Genomic DNA, 19,187 nt, shown 5'->3' with positions numbered 1-19,187 from the left:
TGATAAAGTTGTCAAAGCTGTCTTTGTTCTTCGAATCGTGCTGGCGGCGCTCGCGCAGCTCGTACAAAGCCTCCTGAAAAAGATTTTGCTGGCACAAGACACGCGCCAATTTGAAAACGATGTTGGTTTTCAGCTTATCGTCGGAGGCGCTGACTTTGGCCTGACGCAGCGCTTCTGCGCTCGCGTTTAAATCCCCTGCGCCAAAATGGGAATTCGACAGCTCAAATAAGATTTTGGCTTTGAGATCGCCTTTGCTTTTTCCTGATTCGATCCGAGAAGCTCTGCGAAGATAGCCCTGGGCGCGGGCAAAATCTTTTTGATTGTTATAAGCATAGCCGATCGCAAATAGCGCTTCGGTAAACGTCGAATCGAGCGCCAGGGCTTTTTCATAAGCCGCGATGGCTTTTTGCGGATCTTTTTCGCTAACGCCGGTATTATACCAGCGTATGGCGTCCTGATTTCTCACCTGCGCCACGGCGGCGAAGGCCCCCAGGCAAAAAAGCGCAAAGGCGGTTGTGCGTACACGGATGATCGATTGCATGGTTTCACCTCGTCGAAGAGTGGTGAGGGTTTGGTGCTTTTTAGTCAGACGCAAAAATGCCATGCGCAGCGCGCTGGACGCCGTCATTTATCTGCCATTCTTGCTGCGCGTCATCTGTTCTGTTTTGCGATATTCCGCCTGCAAGGCGTCTTCAAAGACTTTGATCGCTTCAGCATCAATTCTGCCTTGCGAGAGATAGGTTTGCGCCACGGCGGCATTGATCTCATCCCGATTGGCGGTGAGGAGATTCAATTGCAGAATGGTTTTGAAAACTTTCAACGCCTGTTCATCGCGGCGGCCGGTCATTAAATAAATATCGGCGAGAACAGGATAAAGCTTCAGCCGCCCCGGCTTTTGCTGCAGCATTCGTTCATAAATCTGCGCCGCGCTTTGATAGTCGCCGCGCAGCAACGAAACACGCGCGCGCACCGTAGGCGAGAATGTGACGAAACCGATCAGGGGCAGTACGATCACCGCCGCCAGAACGCCGCCAATCATTAATACGGAATGTCCGGGGCCGGCTTCTTTGAAGGGCACGCTCACGGAGCTGATTTGCAGGTTGGTGCGCGCTTGCGCCAGGAGATCGACCAAATTGGCGTCCTCCGGCGAAGCCGCCTGCAGTTTCTCCAAAATCGTGACGGCCTGCGCCCAATCCTCTTGTTGAATCGCTGCCAGCGCATTTTGATAAAGTGAATCAGCCACCGGCGCTGCCGCAGCAGACATCTCCGCGAATGCCTTGCCTTGTTTTTGAATCTGCTCTTCCACTTCCACTAACAGGCTTGCGATATCGCGATAGTCCTGGTTGATTTTGTGTACCTTCTCAAACGCCGCCAATGCGCTGGTGAGGTCACCCTGGCCCATGGCCGCAACGCCCTCGGCATAAAAGCGCGCTACCACGGTTTCAGAGCTTTCACGATCCAGGCCGCGCTGCGCCTCGTTCCGGCGCCTGCGCGCATCGCGAAACTCGCGATCCGCCTGCAAAATGTTTTCGAAAATGATGAGGGCGCGCGCCCAATCTTTCGCCTTGAGCGCGGACATTCCGAGAATGTATTGTTCTTCTAATTTTTTCTGTGCGCGGATTTTGTCGTTTTGCTGCCGTAATTCCTGCACCCGGCTGCGCGCATCTTTGTAAACGCCGGCCTGCAAGAGCAGCTTCTCATAAGCCGCAATCGCCAGCTCGAGGTTGCCGGCCGTTTCGTATTTCCTGGCTTCTTCATACAGCGAATTAAACACCGCTTTGTTCGCATCAACCTTTTGCTGCGAATCCAACCTCTCCAATTGCACCGCAACGTCTTTGAAGTTGGGATCTTGCTGGAGGATTTCTTCAAACAGCACGCGCGCGTCCGCAAGCTTGCCGGTTTGTTTTGCCTGCGTAGCTTTCTCGTACAATGTCTGCATTTGCTGCTCGTTTTGAATCGTCAACATCAGCGTCGCGAATTTGCCGCGGTTTTCTGCAACGCGATTCATGCCGGCGCGCAGCTCCGTCAAGGCTTCGGCATAACGCTGCTGCTGGTGCAGCAGGCGCCCCAACTCGAAAGAAATCATGCTGGCAATGCGGTCCTCGTCGACGGCATTTTGGGCTTTGCGCAGGCCGGCCTCCGCCTCTTGCAGTTTCCCGGTTTTGGCGTAAGTGGTGGAAAGCTCGTAAAGAATGCGAACATTCAAATCTTTCGGTGTTTTTTCAGTTTTGGCATTGTTGGCCTTAAGAAGAAACTGCTCGGCTTGGGCATAATCCTGTTGTGATTTATAAACCATCCCGAGATTGTATAGCGCCTCGACAAAAAGCGGGTCAAGTTCGATGGCGCGTTCATATGCTTGAATTTTTCGCGCGGCCTCTTTTGCGGAGACGCCCGCCGTGAACCATTGCAGCGCCTCGGCCTTCTGCGACCAGGCTTCCGGAACGCCTGCGCACAGGATATAAGCAACCAGCATGAGTACACACGCATTCAGCTTTCTCATTACTCACCTCGTCAAACGATGTTTTGCAAAATAATCAGCCAATTTGCCGCACTCCGGCGCTAACACGTTGCAGTGGTGTAACATATCGCCCAGTTACGCCGGGCGCTGATTCGCGGTTTCATATGAAGATGCAAACCGTTACAGTTAGAGGCGACCGGCAAACGTTTATGAACAATCGCCTCAGTCAACGCGCAAAATTTCACGCACCGAGTCGTCCAAATTGTTTGCGGCAATATATCCGATGGCATAGGCGTGACGGCTGACCATTTTTTTCACCTCAGCGTCCGAAGACGCCTTCAGCGGCGCGGAAGCCTGGCCAGACAATAACAGCTTGAGCCATTGCTTATGTACCTGCATATGAGACTTTCCCAGCACGGCTTTGTAAAATTTAACGCCGATATCTGTTTCGGGCTGATCGATGATCTGAATTTTGCCGCCGTCTTTCCATTTGAGTTTGACGCCGGCAAAGATCTTTTTGACCTCGGCCTTCGTCATCTTGTCCATCGTCACTTTGGAATTCTTTGCCACCACGATGCTGATCTGCGCCGTGGCTGAAGGCGCGACCCAGCAACTCATCCCCAACGCAAAAAAACACCACAATACAAGTCTTCTATAACTTCGTACACACAACATATTCGTCTCCGGGAGGTATGTTCGAATCCCTCTGGTTGACACAGCCGGCTGGCGGCGTTTGCGTCTCTTAGAATAATTGCCCAAAAACATATGAGACATCGAGGCGCAAATCATAATACCTGACCGTCGCACCGTGGAATTTTTGGAAGTGAGAGCTGCCGTCAAGCTTGACCGCCACTTGCGGAATCGGGCGAAACACCAGGCCGAGGGTGGCTTTGCTGAATTTGCCGTCATCCGCCACGCCGGCTTCATTGTCGCCGCCGAAATCCTTGTTGGCAATGGTTTCGGGGTTGCTGTAGTAATCCCACTGCACGTAAGGTCCGAATTCCCCGATCGCGCTTTCAAGCGAATAACCGGCGCGCAGGTACCAGGTATGGATACTGTATTTTGCCGAGGTTGCCACATTGTTCTCCGTCGCGCCCAGGCCGGGATTCCGGAGAAATCTCGCAAGCTGATTGGCATTGATCGCAACATTGTTGATAACCGCCAGGATCGCAGCCGGATCACGCAGCGCATTGTGTTTGGCGCGCCAATACTCGGCCTGCACCGTCAAATTTTTTATTCGCGTTTCGGCATAGCCGCCGAGGATGGAGAATTTATCGGCAACCATCCAGGGCAGCACGCCGCTTTGGGGCGCGCCGTTGCCGACGCCCAGAGTGGAATTGGTTTGCCCGCCGGAGGTGTAACCCGAAGTGCCCAACACCAACTCGCCGCCGCCGAGTTTGTAGTTTACATCATACCCGAGAGGAAACGTGTTTTTAAACGGATCGCCTTCCCCATTATCCGTGCTGGCGCTGTAATTCAAAACGCCGGGACCGGCGTCCATCGCGCCGTATACCATAAAAGCCGTCGTGCGGGAGATCAGCAAATGATCGCTGTCAAACAATTCCGGCGGCTCAATGCCATAATAAGAAGGCACGGCATCCAGGATTTCATTATAAAGGCCGAAACGGCGATAGATTTTTCCCAGGCGCAAATTCAGCCAGGAGGAAAACGTGTATTCACCCCAAAAATTTTGCACTCGGATTTCTTCGGCGCCGGAACCATTGAGATTGATAAAGATTTTGAAGCGCTGATGAAGCTGATGCTCCAGCATGATGTTGAAGAACGGGTAAGTAAATTCGGCCGGCGCATCTGTTTTTATCGTTTGTCCGTTTTCCGCACTCGGCTCATCCAGGACTTTCTCAAAGCGCGTGGAGAAGTAGCCAAAGATGCTCAGATTTTTCAAAGCATAGTTGGTGGCCGAAACTTCACCGAAGGTAAATTGCTCTTCTGGGGTGGCGCTGGTTGGCGATGCGGCGGCTGTCGAGGCCTCACGTTGCAGCGAATTGGATGGGGTGGCGGCCATTGCGGTGATGCTATAGGTGGCTTGAATGCCATCTTGAATTGGAATCTGAACTCCATTTAATCCCAGGGTTGTGGCGCTACAATCCGAGATGATAATTTTCTCCAACACCGACTGGCCTTGTTCGAATTCAATGGGTTTGCGGCAATAACGGATGATGCATTGCTCTAAATGCGATTCGGCTTCGATGCCATTGGCGAACACCAGTCCAATCCAATCATTGGAGGAGGGGGACTGATTGCGCGGCCGATCTTCCCCGAATTCATTATCGCTGATGGAGGTGAAAACGATGCGCGCTGTCAGGCTGCCAACTGCGCGCATAGTACCATGGACGCGCAGGGAGTAAGGTCCGGCAAATTTCACAATGACGCCCGGCTCGATAGTCAAGCTTGCTCCTGCTGGCACGGATATGTCACCCGTCACAATGTATGGACTGCCAGCCAGATTCCAGACGCCGGATTGCTCGCCGCGTACATCTGTACCTCGGGCTTGCGCAGAAGTCATCAGAAGGATACCAAAAACCAGGGCTCCGAGAGATTTTAGAATCATCGGACAGTCCCGCGGCGCTTTCATACACGTCTCCTCAAAAAATAAACAGGCTACAGTGCTCTCTTCGTTAACAAATCTTAAAATAGCATCGTTGTAGAGGAGAGCATTGGAAGATAAATCCAAAGCTTGAAGGGCTTTTGAATTGATTGGACGAAACCAATCCGGGGTTGGATAAAAAACTCTAGCTGTCGAGTGCAGGAATCCACTCGCCAGCCTTACAAGCATTTCTATAATTTTGACATCGAGTCCTGATGCCAGAATCGGCGGAGAGAAAAAGTGTAACGTTGTACCCGCTGAAATAACGCTTTTGCTCTCAACCATACACCGTAAAGGCAAAAACTGCGGAAAGCGTGAGCAGATCAGGAGGTTGGTTGAATAAGAGAGAAGAAAGAACAGCAGGTCAAGCTGGGTAATGAGGTGATTTTGGCGAATGAAGCACTGGCATCGCTCCGGAAAGTCCTGCAAAAAGGGCGCTTTGCAATAGCGTGGGAGTTTTCTATATTTTTGCATCTGCGAACCAGCAGTGATGCGAGGGTTTGCTGACAGCGTTCCGGTTGAACCGTCGCGGAAAGAAACAAAGCGTCTCCCGGCGTTGCGTCTAAATAATGATTCATTTTATCATGGAGGTATGATGAGTCCCTGGCCTTACAGTTTGGCTTATGTCGTTCCGCTGAGCGTGATCCTCGGGCATTGGCTTGGCGGGGTTTTCTATTATCTGACGCCGATGATTACCTTCGGGCTGATCCCTTTGCTGGATTTGATGATCGGCTCTGACCGGACCAACCTCAACGCGGAAGCATTGGAGCGTTTGTCAGAAAAGTTCGGGTTTCGTGTGATCACATTTCTCTACGTGCCGCTGCAAATCAGTTTGGTGATTTGGGGCGCGCACGTAGTAACCCATGAGGCGTTAACCGGATTCGAACTTACCGGTTTTGTCCTTTCGATCGGGATTACCACGGGCGGCGTTGGCATCACGGTGGCGCATGAGTTGTTTCACAAGAAAAATGCTTTTGAGAAAGCTTTGGGACACGTGTTGCTCATGACGGTGAGCTACATGCATTTTTATATCGAACATCTCATCGGCCATCACGTTCATGTTGCCACGCCGCGCGACCCGGCCACCGCCCGCAGAGGTGAGTCGCTGTACGCCTTTTATGTTCGCACGGTGAGCCGTAGCTGGCTTGACGCCTGGAGAATAGAAAAGCAGCGTTTGCAGCACCGGGGATATTCACATTGGGGGTATCACAATCGCATGCTGTGGTTTGTGGCTTTGCCGGTAATGTTTGCCGCAATGCTGGGAAGTTTATTCGGCTGGCAGGCTGTTTTTTATTTTTTTGTGCAAAGCGCCGTCGGGTTTACGTTACTGGAAATTGTGAATTATCTCGAGCATTACGGTTTGCAACGACGCGAGCTTGCCTCCGGTCGCTATGAGAAAGTGAATCTGGCGCATGCCTGGAACGCCGACCAACGCGTCACGAACTATTTTCTCTTCAAGCTGCAACGCCATGCCGATCACCATGTGCATCCGCTGCGGCGTTATCAAACCTTGCGCCATTTCGAGGAAAGCCCGCAACTCCCCACGGGCTATCCCGGCATGATGCTGCTCGCCCTGGCGCCGCCGCTCTGGCGAAGGGTCATGCATCCGAGACTCGATCACTTTCAGCAGCAGGCCAGCGCAACGCCCATTCTCAAAGACTGATGCGCGAGGGTGCATGCCAATTCGTGTCTGTCCGGAAATGCGATTTATAGAACCTGAATTTTGCACGATGGTTGTCAGTCGTTTAAGCTCGACTGCCGGCCGCTCACAACTCCGCGAGGAGTGCAATGTTTATAGAAACGGCGTGCTGGAACGGCCCTCAACTCCGTAAGGAGTGACATGTAGATTTCATCGACGTGGCGCAGGCTTTATCGTGAAAACCAAATATGACACTCCTTTCGGAGTTTGCAGAAACGGCGTGTGCGCATGACTATAACCATTTCACTCCTTCGGAGTTGCCGCCTAGCTCTCGTGCAAAATTTTTTGTGCCTAACCCAACTGGTAAATGGGCATCCTGATCAAACCCGCATGCATCGCGGATTCGGTCAAACTTTAAGGTAGAAAAAGCCTTGGCAACAGCTTGGCCGTGCATGAAGAGTTTCAGGGATTCTTGATATGCAAGAGTCGCCCGGCCCGGTCAAGCCGGGATCGAAGCCTTTTGGCGCGAACCCTAACTGTGGCTCAATGTTGCAGGCCGGTGTTCCGCGTGCGGCGGCGCGCCGATCTGCGGCGCCACCAACTCTTTGGCATGCTGCAAAGCTTTGTCAATGTGCCGATAGACATTATTCCGCCCAATTTTTTCGAGCAAGCCGGTGCGGCGCAATGCCATCAGCGGCTGGCGGCGTATGCCGGAGAGGATGAGCACCGTGCCGTCTTTCTTGGTTTTCTCGAAAACATCTTCAAGCGCGCGTAAGCCGGTCGCATCAACGGCCGGCACCTGGCGCATGCGCAGAATCAAAACCTTGGGCGGCTTCTCCACCAGGCGCATTGTGTCTTTGAATTTGTCCGTCGCGCCAAAGAAAAACGGCCCGTTGATCTCAAAGATTTCCACGCCTGCGGGCACTTGGCGTTTCGAAATAGCCAGGGGATCGGCCAGATCGCGCTCGGCATCGGTTAGGGTGTCGTCTTGCAACGAATCCGCAGTAATAAAGCCGACTTCCGTTACGCTCGCCATGCGGCGCATAAAGAGAAAGGCCGCCAACACCATACCGACTTGAATCGCGACCGTCAAATCGATCAACACCGTGAGCAAGAACGTTGTCAGCAATACCGCAACATCACTAACCGGGCTGCGAAAGAGCTTGATGAATAAATGCCACTCACTCATGTTATAAGACACCATGATCAAAATTGCCGCAAGCGTGGCCATTGGAATCAACGCTGCCCATTTGCCGAAGAACAGCATGATGAGCAACAACGTGAGGGCGTGAATGATGCCGGCAATGGGTGTGCGCCCGCCATTTTTGACATTGGCGGCCGTGCGGGCAATCGCGCCCGTGGCTGGAATGCCGCCGAAAATCGGTGAAGCAATATTGGCAACTCCCTGCGCGATAAGTTCCATGTTCGAACGGTGGCGCGTGCCGAGCATGCCGTCTGCGACCACAGCGGAAAGCAACGATTCGATGGCGGCAAGCAGTGCGATCGTCACCGCCGGGTTGAACATTTTGACAATCAAATCCCACGACAGGTTGGGCACCTGCGGCGCCGGCAAAGAATTCGGAACCTCGCCGAACCGGCTGCCGATCGTCTCCACCGGCAACTGCAGCAGATGAACCAGCGCGGTTGACACGAGAATCGCGATCAGCGAGCCGGGCACGCGGCGCGTCACTTTTGGCCAGAAGATGATGATGGCTAACGACAACAAGCCGATGCCGAGAGCAGAAGAGTTAATCGCCGATATGTTTTCCGCATAAACAACAATCTTTTCGACAAACTCCGCGGGCATGGCGGCGATGGGCAGGCCGAGGAAATCTCGAATTTGGCCGGAGAAAATGATCAATGCGATGCCGGCCGTGAAGCCGATGGTGACGGGATAGGGAATGTATTTGATGATCGCGCCGAGTTTGGCAAAACCCATGATCATGATGAGAATGCCGGCAATGAAGGTGGCAACGACCAAGCCATCATAGCCGTGCTGTTGCACGATGCTGTAAACAATCACGATGAAGGCGCCGGTCGGCCCGCCGATTTGCACGCGGCTGCCGCTTAGCGCGGAGATCAGAAAGCCGGCAATGATCGCGGTGTACAAACCCTGCTCGGGCTTGACCCCCGAGGCAATAGCAAAGGCGATCGCTAAAGGCAATGCGATGATGCCGACAATAACGCCGGCTGTCAAATCCTGCATCAGTTGTTTGCGGGAATACCCCTCTTTGAGGACGGTGAAGAGTTTGGGAAGCAGCGGCGATGACATCTAAATCTCCTGAAATGGTTCATCCTGACAAGAAGCGGCAACGCGTGTTGCCGGAAAAAAACTGCCGAAAATAAGCAAAAAGAATTCTTTCTACTAAACAATTGTTAGGAATTTTTTGAAGCGATTACAAAAGATGTCATGGTATTTCTGCGGAAATTCTGCTTGTAGGGTAAAACTCTGCAAAATGCTTCGAGGCGTTGCGCGTTTCACACATCGAATAAAACTCTGAATGATTCTTAACCATGAAGACATAAAGGCACGAAGAAACAAAAGTCATGTCATCAAATTGTTCTTGGTGTCTTTGTATCTTTGGGGTGCTATAAATTAGTCGGGTTAATTGCCTCCACAGGGCCTCAGATTTCAGCATGCATGAAATTTGGGTATTGAGACCTTGAGTTTGTGAACCAATTCATCATTTGATAGATATGGCTGCAAGTTTAAAGCAAAGTCTAGTACGCGGTCAAAAATCTCATGCTGCACTGCCAGTCATTTTCGCTGGCCTTGCGGTGTTGCTTTTTTGCGGCTATTTTTTTGTTGATGATGCCGACATTCGCGTGCGGCGCTTGTTCATCTCTGCGCCGGCGTTTGTTGAAACATTGGCAGGAAAAAAGATCGTTCATCTTAGCGACATGCATTTTGATCGGCGCGGCGGCAAGATTGGCAACCGTATTTTAGAGATTCTCAATGACATTCAGCCCGATGTGATTCTGCTCACCGGTGATTATGTGAAATGGCATGGAGGCCGCGATGATTATGGCTACACGTTCGATTTTTTGAGCCGTTTGCAGGCGCCGCTCGGCGTCTATGCCGTAATGGGCGATGCAGATTATTCCTTCTCTCGCCTAAGCTGCATGTTTTGCCACCGCAGCGGTTCCGCCGATCCGCCTGATGTACACCGCGTTCGTTTTTTGCGCGATGATTTCGTCGATCTAACGTTCGGCGACAAAATATTGCGACTCGCCGGCATTGATTGCTGGCCGCGCCTGGAGCCGGATCTGGCGCTGACCGATTCCTTGATCGCGCGTGAGCATCCCACGATTTTGCTTTCTCACACGTCACTCGTCTACGCTCCGATCCCTGCGACGAGAAATGTTTTGGTGTTGAGCGGCGACACACATGGCGGCCAGATTCATTTGCCGGATTTCTTTTGGGAATGGACCAAACGCAAGCCTGATCCCGGCCATATTTATGGTTTTTTTCAAGAGGGGAGTAAAATGCTTTATGTCACCAGCGGCATCGGCACGACTGATATCCCCGTGCGTCTCGGCGTGCCGCCGGAAATCATCGTGTTTGAATTTGGCGAAAGAGCGAAATGAGTGCAATGATTCAAAACATACGAAGTAAAAAGAAATGGCGCCGCGTTGCAGTATTCGCGCTTGCGCTCGCGCCGGCGCTTATTTCATGTAAGCAAGAAAAACCTTTTTATTTCGATTTCGAACATGACGAAGAGCTGGATCGATTACGGTGGGAATGCCACGAACTGTATGCACTTGACTCCGATCACGTTATGCACGGCAGGAACAGCTTGCGCCTGGAGATATTTTCCGGAAAGTATCCGGGGCTGAAGATCAGCAAGTTTGACCCGGATTGGTCGAGTTTTCGCGTCTTGCACGCGGAGATTTATAATCCGCAAAACGACAGTTTGAGATTGCATATCCGAATCGATGACATGCGCGGCAATCAACCGTATGCCGATCGCTTCAACTCCCGCCTGCTGCTGCCGCCAGGGTGGACGCATTTTGCATTGCCGTTGGATTCGCTGATTACAAGCGGCACACGGCGAAAAATGAATCACGCCAGCATTGAAAAGATAGATTTCTTTATCTCGCATCCGGAGGAACCGGTGACGTTATTTTTTGATCATCTCAGGCTGGAGTAAAATGAGCGGCGGCGGTCAAGATGTGGCCTTAACAAAGGTGGGTTGCATGCGATGGCCAAGCCCTCGCGAAGCGTCAATGTCGAAGCTTACTGTTCATCCAACGCAAAACTCATCCCATCTGAAGCCGCCAGAACCTTAACGCCTGTTTCGTGCGCAAGTTGTTCCGCCAGCAGCCAGGGCTTGGCTTGCACCATCGACATGCCGAAATGCGTCAGAATTGCGGTTTCCGGTTTGATTGCCGAGATCAGGCGACGGGCATCTGCCAAACAAAGATGTTGAATCACATGTTCCTCGCGCTGTTTGACCAAAACAACGTTCAGCACCAATAGCTTCACGCCGGCGTACCAATCAATCAATTCAGGAAAAAATTCCGAATCAATCAAAAAGGCAATGCGCCCGATGCGGCTTTCAAATATAGCGCCATAGGTTTCGGTGCCGTGTTTGTGCCGTCCGGCAGTTTTGAATCTAAGGTTGTTGATCGAATAGGATGAAAAAGGCCGCAGCGTCTCGATGCGATCAATATAGTTTCTGACATAGCGCAACACCACCGGATCATCACCTTCCAAACATTCCTCCGGCGCGAACAGCACCCCGCGTTTCTGGCGCCCGCCGTCAGACATGGCCTCCATCATCACATTGACGTCGGTGGAATGATCGACGTGGCGATGGGTGAGCAGAATAGCATCGAGTTTGGTAGCATCGATTTTGGGCCGGCTGGCAGCGCAGCGCGCCAGCGTGCCCGGGCCGGGATCAATCATGATCGTTTGGCCATCGAGATGCAGCAGCGTTCCCGCGGAAGAACGTAATTGTTGAATCATGACGAAGCGCGCGCCTGCGGTACCGAGAAATTTGATGAAATTTGACATGAAATTTACCTGTAGAAAATTCGCTTCTCAACTCGCACGCGCTTGACAAGCCCGTTATTGCATTTCACACACCAGGAAATGCTCTTCGAACACCGATCCGATCAAAAGTCTGTTGCCGAACACCGCCGCAACACTTGAACCGGAAATCTTATGGCCGTGATCAAGAAAGATTTCATCGATCTTGGGCGGGTTTTTCTGCAAAGAAATCTTCAGCACTTGTGAGGGCGAGAGATTTTTGGCGTCGCGGGCATGCCGGGTGAATGCCAGCAATTGCGGATGTGCAGCGACCCAAAGATCGCCGTTCGCATCCACTTCGATATTATCCACGCCGGTGTCAAGATCAATATCGCCTAGAAATGTGAGTCCCCCGGTCTCCGGTTCACGATTATAGATTTTGATTTTTCTGCCGACGCATGCCGCCACGAAGAGCTGCTTGTCGTCGCGGCTCAGGTTAATGCCGTTGGCGTAAGCAATGTTTTGGGCTGCAATTTGAAATTGTCGGCCATCGTAGTAAAGCACATAAGATCGCGCCAGACGCAAATATTCTTCGAGCGTGCGCCCCCACGCGGTTTCGTTGCCATGATCGTTCGTCACATAAAAGCTTCGCGGTCCGACAGCGACGACGTCGTTCGGACTGGTCATGAGCGCGTCACGCAGAGATTCTCGATGAATCAGTTTGTCCTCGGAATAATCAAAAATCTCAATACAATCGCCTGCGGCGCGATGATTCACCACAAAAAGTTTTTCGTCACCGCTTTCATCAATATAGAGACTGATGCCATGCGGGTGAAAGTCCTGTTCGAAATCAATCGTTAAGTTGATAAGAGTGGGATTCGGGTGGTTGAGATCATATACGTAAATCGCGCCCTGGCTTGGTTCGCCGCGCATGCGCGCACGGCGATCGTCCGAGGAGATGAAAGCAATCCCGGTCTTGGGATGTATCGTAATGTCTTCCGCTCCGGGAGCAGGAGATATGCGCCGGCAGGCGCCATTGAAGTGCGGTGCGATTGTTTTGAATTCCCCGGCATCGTACAAGAGATCAAACATAAACCACGTGAGGGCAAGGCTAATAAACGCGATACCAAGGATCACGTAGCCGAGGAGTATTCGGCGATTCATTTTTTTTGATTCGTCAAGGTTAGATATTTCACTTCCGCCGCCCCCTGCTTTTCATCGACAAACGAGAGCAAGATGCCGCCGAGCACGAAGAGAACGGCAATCGACGCGATGCCCGCGCGCGGGCTTTGTGAGATCAGGCCGGTGAAGCCGATCAGGATCGGGCCAAAAATAACGGCAAACTTCCCGAGCAAATTATAAAAACCGTAAAACTCCGCGGTTTGATCATGCGGGATGAGACGCGAATACAGCGAACGGCTTAGCGCTTGAATGCCGCCCTGCACCAGGCCAATAACGACGGCTAGCGCGTAGAATTCGAATTTTTGCGTCATGGTCACCGCCCAAATCACCACCAACAGATAAACGAAAATTGCGATATAAATCGCGCGTTTCGCACCGATTTTTTCACCGAGCTTGCCGTAAACAATCGCGCTGGGAAAACCTACGAATTGCGTCAACAGCAAGGCGGCAATCAAATCTTTGGTTTCAAAACCGATCGACATGCCATAATCGACAGCCATGCGAATAATGGTGTCGACGCCGTCGATATAAAGCCAATAGGCCGCCAGAAAGAGGGCAATCGTTTTAAGGTGGCGAATCTTGCTGAACGTGAGCGTGAATTGCTGCCAGCCCGCACGCACGGCTTCACGCATGCTTACTGCTCTCGCGCTCTTGGTCTCCGGCACCAGAAAAATAATGGGCAGCGTGAATATGCCCCACCAAACGCCCGCCATGATGAACGACAGGCGCACCGCTTCACCGGCATCTGCCAGGCCGAAGGTTGCCGGGCTCAGGGTCATCCAAACATTGACGGCAAACAGCAATCCCCCGCCGAGATAGCCCATGGCATAGCCGAGTGCCGAGACATAGTCGATTTTTTTTTCGCTGACGATCGTCGGCAGGAGGGAATCATAAAAAATATTGCCGCCCGAGAAGCCAACCGTGCCGAGCACGTAGATCAGCGCGGCGAGCGGCCAATTGCCTTTGGCAATGACGAATAGCGCGATCGTCGAGAGTACGCCGAGATAAGCGAAAAAGATCAGGAATTGTTTCTTGCGGCTGCCGCGGTCGGCGATGGCGCCTAAAATCGGCGCGAGCACCGCCACGATCAGGCCGGCGGCGGAGTTCGCAAGCCCGAGCTTGGCAGTGCTTTCCGTCACCGCCACGCCCTGGCTCCAATATTCTTTGAAGAATACCGGAAAAAATCCCGCCATCACCGTCGTGGCAAATGCGGAATTGCCCCAGTCATATAAGCACCAGCCGAGTTCCTGTTTGTTTTTGAAGAGCGGCATTCGGTCTCCCGTGTGCAAGATTAGGCGAACAGCAATCTTTTAAAATCTTCTTGACTTTTTGGCACTGATGAATTACATGATCAATCGAGTTGCAACGAGGTGTAATGCCCCTGTCTCGTTTGATATTTGATAAGGATTCACAAAATGAAAACCAATCCCATAAAAAAGCGCCGTCGGTACAACCATTCTTCGAAAGCGACAGGATCAAGCCGGCCAAATGGCCAGCCTCTATCTGTTCCTGTTTCTATCGAACAAATTGTCCAAGCGGTTAAGAAGATGAAAAAAAACGATCAACGCGCCCTAATTGAAGATTTGCTGGCGGCCACCAGCCCGGATTATCTCGCCAGTATCCGCGAAGCTCGCGAAGACTACCGTCGCGGCCGTGTCCGGACTCACCATGACGTTTTTAGCAAGCTCAAATGAGCTATGATTTGATCTATACTCGACGAGCGGCGCGTGATATTGCCCGGTTAAACCATGAAACGCAACTACGAATCAAAGGAAAGCTGGAGCAATACCGTCTTGCCCCGTTTCAGCATGCCGAAAAATTAGTTACCTCTGAACTGGGTTCATATCGATTTCGCGTCGGAGACTATCGAGTCATCTTCGATATTCAAGATAACTCTCTTATCGTTTTGCGTGTCGGCCACCGTCGTGAAATATATCGTTAAACACTGCTGACGAAACGCAATTGCTTGCTCAACTCTCCAGCATTTTTCCGGTCCGAAACAAGATCCCCACCAAGAAAGTCACAATACTCCCGAACATGATGTACCAGGTGAAAGCGAGGTGCGGAATGGGAATCGGCGCGATGCCGAGCCAGCCCAGCATTTTGTTGGCCAGGCCGCTGAGCACAAATACGGTGAGAAAGCCGCAAAACATGGCGATGAGATTGCCGCGATCGTTGCCGCGCGTGCGCGTCAACATGCCGATCAAAAAAATACCGAGCAGCGAGCCGTAGGTGTAACCGATGATGCCCAGGGCGATGGGAATGATGGTGAGACTGGGATCGTGCAATACGGAGTAGGCTGAAAGCGCGGCAACTAAAATCATCAAAATGGCAAAAACAAAGGTGAATACGCGCGCCGCGCTCACGTAGTGTTTGTCGCCCGCGTTTTTTTTGAAGTAGGGTGTGTAAAAATCTTTCACAAAGCTGGTGGCCAGGGCATTCAAAGCCGCGCTGAGCGAGCCCATGGCCGTGGCAAACACCCCGGCGATGATGATGCCGCGCAAGCCCGGCGGCATTTTATTGACGATAAAATAGGCGAAGATTTCATTGGTTAAAACCTCGCCGTTGGCGCCGCGCGGCAGATTGGGGTCAGGCACGATTTGGAAAAAAGCGTACAGAAAAATGCCGATGGTGACGAACGCCAACGCGATCGGCACATCGGCGATGCCGGACAGGATGAGGGAGAAGCGACTACGTTTGTAATCGGTGGCGGTGAGCATGCGCTGCACCATGTCTTGATCCGTGCCGTGCGTGGCCATCACCAAAAAAATGTAGCCGGTGAACGCCGCCCAAATCGTGTACTCCTGGCGAAAGATGCTCAACACGGCGTCGTAGAGCGTGGTTTCGCCGCGCAAACCTGTGTCAAAGATTTTGAAGTTGGCAAAATTGTTGGTGCCGGCTTTGATGCCTTCCCAGCCGCCGGGAATGAGATCGACGATGAGATAAAGTGAAAGCAAAGCCCCGCCGAACATGATACTCGCTTGAATCACGTCGGTCCAGATCACGGCTTTGATGCCGCCCAGCATGGTGTAAATCGTGGTGATCAACGTCATGATGGTGATGGCAACGAGATACTGCTCGAAGGTGGGCGAGGCGCCGGTGAGAAATTTCCACGCGATCACGAGCACGACAGCGGCGATGTAAACGCGCACGCCGCTGGCCAGCACGCGCGTGACGAGAAAGATCACGCTGCCGGCCACGCGCGAAATGGCGCCGAAGCGTTTCTCCAAAAATTCATAAACAGTATAAACTCGATAGTGATAGTACGGCTTGATGAACAGGTAGGCAATGATGATGCGCGCGAGAATAGTGCCGAACATGAGCTGCACATAGAGGGCGCTTTGCTGGCGATAGCCTTCCGCCGGCACCCCGAGAAAAGTTGCGGCGCTGGTTTCCGCCGCGATGATGGAGGCCAGCACCGCCCACCAGGGAATCTTGCGCCCACCCAGGGCGAAATCTTCCATGCTCTCTTCCCGCCGCCCCATGTACAATCCGATGCCGATAATGATCACAAAATAAAGAACGATGATGACAACATCCCAAAAGAGGGCGCTCATAAGAAGCCTTGAAATAGCTTATACGGAATGTTGAGATTGTATTCAGCGTCCTGCTAAGATAAAAAGTATTGCCGATGACGCAACTTTTTTCTATCATGCAATATATTTTAAAACCGTTTAATGGTTTGGAAGTTTTCTTAACAGTCAAGTGTTTTTTTAACTCATGAGGTGTGATATGCAGAAGCAACGCTTTTCTTCGCAGCGCCTCGCACTATTATTGGTATTAATCTGTGGTGCGATGGTATTGTTCGGCGCAGCCTGGCCGGACGAGGGGATGTGGACGTTTGACAATCCGCCGCTCAAGCAACTCCAGGAACGCTATGGCTTCACGCCCACGCCGGAATGGCTGGAGCATGTGCGGCTGGCTAGCGTGCGTTTCAACGACGGCGGCTCCGGCTCGTTCGTCAGCCCGAACGGTTTGGTGTTGACCAATCATCACGTCGCGCTGGGGCAATTGCAGAAACTCTCGACGCCGCAGATGAACTATGTTGCCAACGGCTTTTTCGCCAAAACCCAGGCGGAGGAAGTGAAGTGCACGGATCTCGAATTGAATGTTTTGGTGGCGATGGAAGATATAACCGCGCGCGTGCAAGGCGCGGTGAAGCCGGGCATGAGCGACAAGCAAGCGTTGGAAGCGCGCAAAGCTGAAATCGCCAAAATTGAAAAAGAAAGCTTGAAGGCCACCGGCTTGCGCTCGGACGTCGTCACACTCTATCAGGGCGGCGAGTATTGGCTCTACCGCTATAAAAAATATACCGACGTTCGCCTGGTTTTCGCGCCGGAGCAACAAGCGGCATTTTACGGCGGCGATCCCGATAATTTCACGTTTCCGCGCTATGATCTCGACATGACGATCGTGCGCGTGTATGAAAACAACAAACCGGTGCAGAGCAAACATTATCTCAAATGGAATACCAAAGGCGCGGCCGTTGACGAACTCGTGTTCGTGTCCGGCCATCCCGGTTCCACCGACCGCCTGCAAACCATGGCGCAGCTCGCGCGGCAACGCGATCATTCTTATCCCTATCGTTTGAAAACTTACGCGCGACGATTGGACGTTTTGCGCAAATATGCCGCGCAGGGTCCTGAGCAGGCGCGCCAAGCGCGCGGCCAGATTTTTGGCATTGAGAATGCGCTCAAAGCCTGGACCGGCGAGTACAACGGCTTGCGCAATAAAGAGATCATGGCAAAAAAGGAAAAGGATGAAAATGACTTTCGCGCGCTGGTGGCGAGCAAACCGGAATGGCAAAACGCCTACGGCTCAGCCTGGGATATGATCGCACACGCCGAACAGAAACAGATCGAGATGTTAAATGCGCTGCGCTATCGCGACTTGCGCAATTCCCGCCTGGCAGGCTTGGCCAAAAACATCGTGATGTACGCCACCGAAATTAAGAAGAAAGACGCCGAACGCCTCGACGGTTTTCATGATGCGCAGCTCGAAGAATTAAAATTCAAGCTTTTCTCGCCTGCGCCGGTTTATCCCGCGATGGAGGAAGTATTGCTGGCAGATGCCCTGCAAGAATCTCTGGAAGAACTGGGTCCGGATGATCCGTTCATCAAAACAGTGCTGAACGGCCGCCAGCCGGCGGAGGTTGCAAAAGAATTGCTCGCCGGCACCAAGCTGGCCGATGTCGCTTTTCGCAAGTCGCTGGTGGAAGGCGGCGAGAAAGCGGTCAAGGCCTCGGATGATCCGCTGATCGTTCTCGCGCGCAAGCTCGATCCCATGATGCGCGAAATGAATAAAACTTACGAGGATCAGGTGGAGAGTGTGATCGCAGCGGCGGGTGAAAAAATCGGTAATGCGCGTTTTGCGGCGTATGGCAAGTCGACGAATCCGGATGCGACGTTCACCCTGCGTTTGTCATACGGCAAAGTGGCGGGCTATCCCATGAACGGCACGCAAGCGCCGGCCATGACGACGCTCTATGGTCTTTATGATCGCCTATACAGCTTTGGTATGCAGCCGCCCTTCGATTTGCCCAAGCGTTTTCTTGACCGCCATGACAAACTCGATCTCAGAACACCGGTGAATTTCGTGACGACGAACGACATCATCGGCGGCAATTCCGGCTCGCCGGTGATCAACAAAGAGGCTGAGTTGGTGGGCTTGATTTTCGACGGCAACATTGAGAGCTTGGTGGGGCGTTATGTTTACGACGACGCCGTCAGCCGCGCTGTTGCCGTGCATCCGGCGTACATGATCGAAGCATTGCGGAAGTTGTACGACGCTGGTTCTCTCGCGGATGAGCTGGAAAATGCCGGCGCCAGCCAGACAAAAACGGATTGAAGTTTTGCTTTAGTTTGAGTGTTTGAGGTTTAACCAAGTGGCGCTTGATCTTTCATCGGCGCCACTTTTTGTTTTAAGCAATAAGCAAATGGAAAGTCTTAAACGAACTTGGTTTTGTTTTCTATTGATGAATTGGTGTAGCGAAACGCTCGGGCCACTTGTTCAATAGGGTACACCGCCAGTTGTGCAATAGCGTACAACATCAGGCTTTACAAGATGTTTGAGCAAAATTTTTTGGTTCTAACTATCTGAAAAAATTAAGCAGGATCGCATGAGCTTTTTTGTTTACAGAGCAGGCATAAGCCTTGCACAGCAATTGGTTGGTAAGTTGTCTCAGTGAATAGATTTATGATCAAAAGCGTATTCAAAAAATGGCCGGTTCTCATTTTCACGGGCATGTTTTTGCTCAATGCCGCGCAGGCGCAAGAGCATGGCCCGCTGGCGGAATTCGAGAAGCTGAAAAATCTAATCGAATTCGCGCGCG

15 protein-coding genes are annotated in these 19,187 nt (G+C 52.1%); 6 read left to right on the top strand and 9 right to left on the bottom strand.

Going from position 1 to position 19,187, the window contains the following annotated elements; all coding sequences use genetic code 11:
• The 4 genes from FBQ85_11360 to FBQ85_11345 form a co-directional block, all read right to left on the bottom strand.
• Positions 1-628: hypothetical protein (locus FBQ85_11360; GenBank protein ID MDL1875749.1), on the bottom strand; the 628-nt coding region annotated here is incomplete at its 3' end.
• Entirely contained in the window at positions 629-2,500 is a 1,872-nt protein-coding gene (locus FBQ85_11355; protein MDL1875748.1) for a tetratricopeptide repeat protein, read from the bottom strand.
• A 180-nt stretch (positions 2,501-2,680) separates the two neighbouring features.
• Positions 2,681-3,076, bottom strand: coding sequence for a hypothetical protein (locus FBQ85_11350; protein ID MDL1875747.1), 396 nt, complete (start codon positions 3,074-3,076; stop codon positions 2,681-2,683).
• Positions 3,077-3,200: 124 nt separating this feature from the next.
• Positions 3,201-5,051 (bottom strand): hypothetical protein, encoded by a 1,851-nt coding sequence (locus FBQ85_11345; protein ID MDL1875746.1) that lies wholly within the window; start codon positions 5,049-5,051, stop codon positions 3,201-3,203.
• A 502-nt stretch (positions 5,052-5,553) separates the two neighbouring features.
• On the opposite strand from FBQ85_11345, the gene FBQ85_11340 reads away from it, so the two are divergent.
• A complete protein-coding gene (locus FBQ85_11340) occupies positions 5,554-6,726 on the top strand; it encodes an alkane 1-monooxygenase (GenBank protein MDL1875745.1) in 1,173 nt (390 codons plus the stop codon).
• Positions 6,727-7,234: 508 nt separating this feature from the next.
• On the opposite strand, the gene sulP is transcribed toward FBQ85_11340, so the two are convergent.
• On the bottom strand, positions 7,235-8,974 hold the full coding sequence (gene sulP, locus FBQ85_11335) for a sulfate permease (GenBank protein ID MDL1875744.1): 1,740 nt from the start codon (positions 8,972-8,974) through the stop codon (positions 7,235-7,237).
• 425 nt (positions 8,975-9,399) lie between these two features.
• On the opposite strand from sulP, the gene FBQ85_11330 reads away from it, so the two are divergent.
• A complete protein-coding gene (locus FBQ85_11330) occupies positions 9,400-10,290 on the top strand; it encodes a hypothetical protein (GenBank protein MDL1875743.1) in 891 nt (296 codons plus the stop codon).
• On the top strand, positions 10,287-10,853 hold the full coding sequence (locus FBQ85_11325; GenBank protein MDL1875742.1) for a hypothetical protein: 567 nt from the start codon (positions 10,287-10,289) through the stop codon (positions 10,851-10,853). Before FBQ85_11330 ends, FBQ85_11325 begins: the two co-directional genes overlap by 4 nt.
• Before the next feature lie 86 nt (positions 10,854-10,939).
• Here FBQ85_11325 and FBQ85_11320 read toward each other — a convergent pair whose 3' ends face one another.
• From FBQ85_11320 to FBQ85_11310, 3 genes are read right to left on the bottom strand one after another with little or no spacing between them, the layout of a single operon-like run.
• Positions 10,940-11,719, bottom strand: coding sequence for an MBL fold metallo-hydrolase (locus tag FBQ85_11320; GenBank protein MDL1875741.1), 780 nt, complete (start codon positions 11,717-11,719; stop codon positions 10,940-10,942).
• A gap of 54 nt (positions 11,720-11,773) precedes the next feature.
• Entirely contained in the window at positions 11,774-12,838 is a 1,065-nt protein-coding gene (locus tag FBQ85_11315; GenBank protein ID MDL1875740.1) for a hypothetical protein, read from the bottom strand.
• Positions 12,835-14,127: an MFS transporter gene (locus FBQ85_11310; GenBank protein MDL1875739.1), complete on the bottom strand. Its 1,293-nt coding sequence runs from the start codon at positions 14,125-14,127 to the stop codon at positions 12,835-12,837. Before FBQ85_11310 ends, FBQ85_11315 begins: the two co-directional genes overlap by 4 nt.
• 144 nt (positions 14,128-14,271) lie before the next feature.
• Here FBQ85_11310 and FBQ85_11305 point away from each other — a divergent pair, with 144 nt between their 5' ends.
• Together FBQ85_11305 and FBQ85_11300 are read left to right on the top strand one after the other, a co-directional pair.
• A complete protein-coding gene (locus FBQ85_11305) occupies positions 14,272-14,550 on the top strand; it encodes a hypothetical protein (GenBank protein ID MDL1875738.1) in 279 nt (92 codons plus the stop codon).
• Complete coding sequence (locus FBQ85_11300) at positions 14,547-14,798, top strand: type II toxin-antitoxin system RelE/ParE family toxin (protein ID MDL1875737.1); 252 nt, start codon at positions 14,547-14,549, stop codon at positions 14,796-14,798. The genes FBQ85_11305 and FBQ85_11300 overlap by 4 nt, the downstream gene beginning before the upstream one ends.
• 28 nt (positions 14,799-14,826) lie before the next feature.
• Here FBQ85_11300 and FBQ85_11295 read toward each other — a convergent pair whose 3' ends face one another.
• Entirely contained in the window at positions 14,827-16,413 is a 1,587-nt protein-coding gene (locus FBQ85_11295; protein MDL1875736.1) for a sodium/solute symporter, read from the bottom strand.
• Positions 16,414-16,588: 175 nt separating this feature from the next.
• On the opposite strand from FBQ85_11295, the gene FBQ85_11290 reads away from it, so the two are divergent.
• Positions 16,589-18,703: a S46 family peptidase gene (locus FBQ85_11290; protein ID MDL1875735.1), complete on the top strand. Its 2,115-nt coding sequence runs from the start codon at positions 16,589-16,591 to the stop codon at positions 18,701-18,703.
• The last annotated feature ends 484 nt before the right edge of the window (positions 18,704-19,187 follow it).

This window comes from Cytophagia bacterium CHB2, assembly GCA_030263535.1.
Classification (GTDB): Bacteria; Zhuqueibacterota; Zhuqueibacteria; order Zhuqueibacterales; family Zhuqueibacteraceae; genus Coneutiohabitans.
Note: the sequence above shows the minus strand (reverse complement) of the source record. Positions and strands in the feature narration are given on the sequence as shown.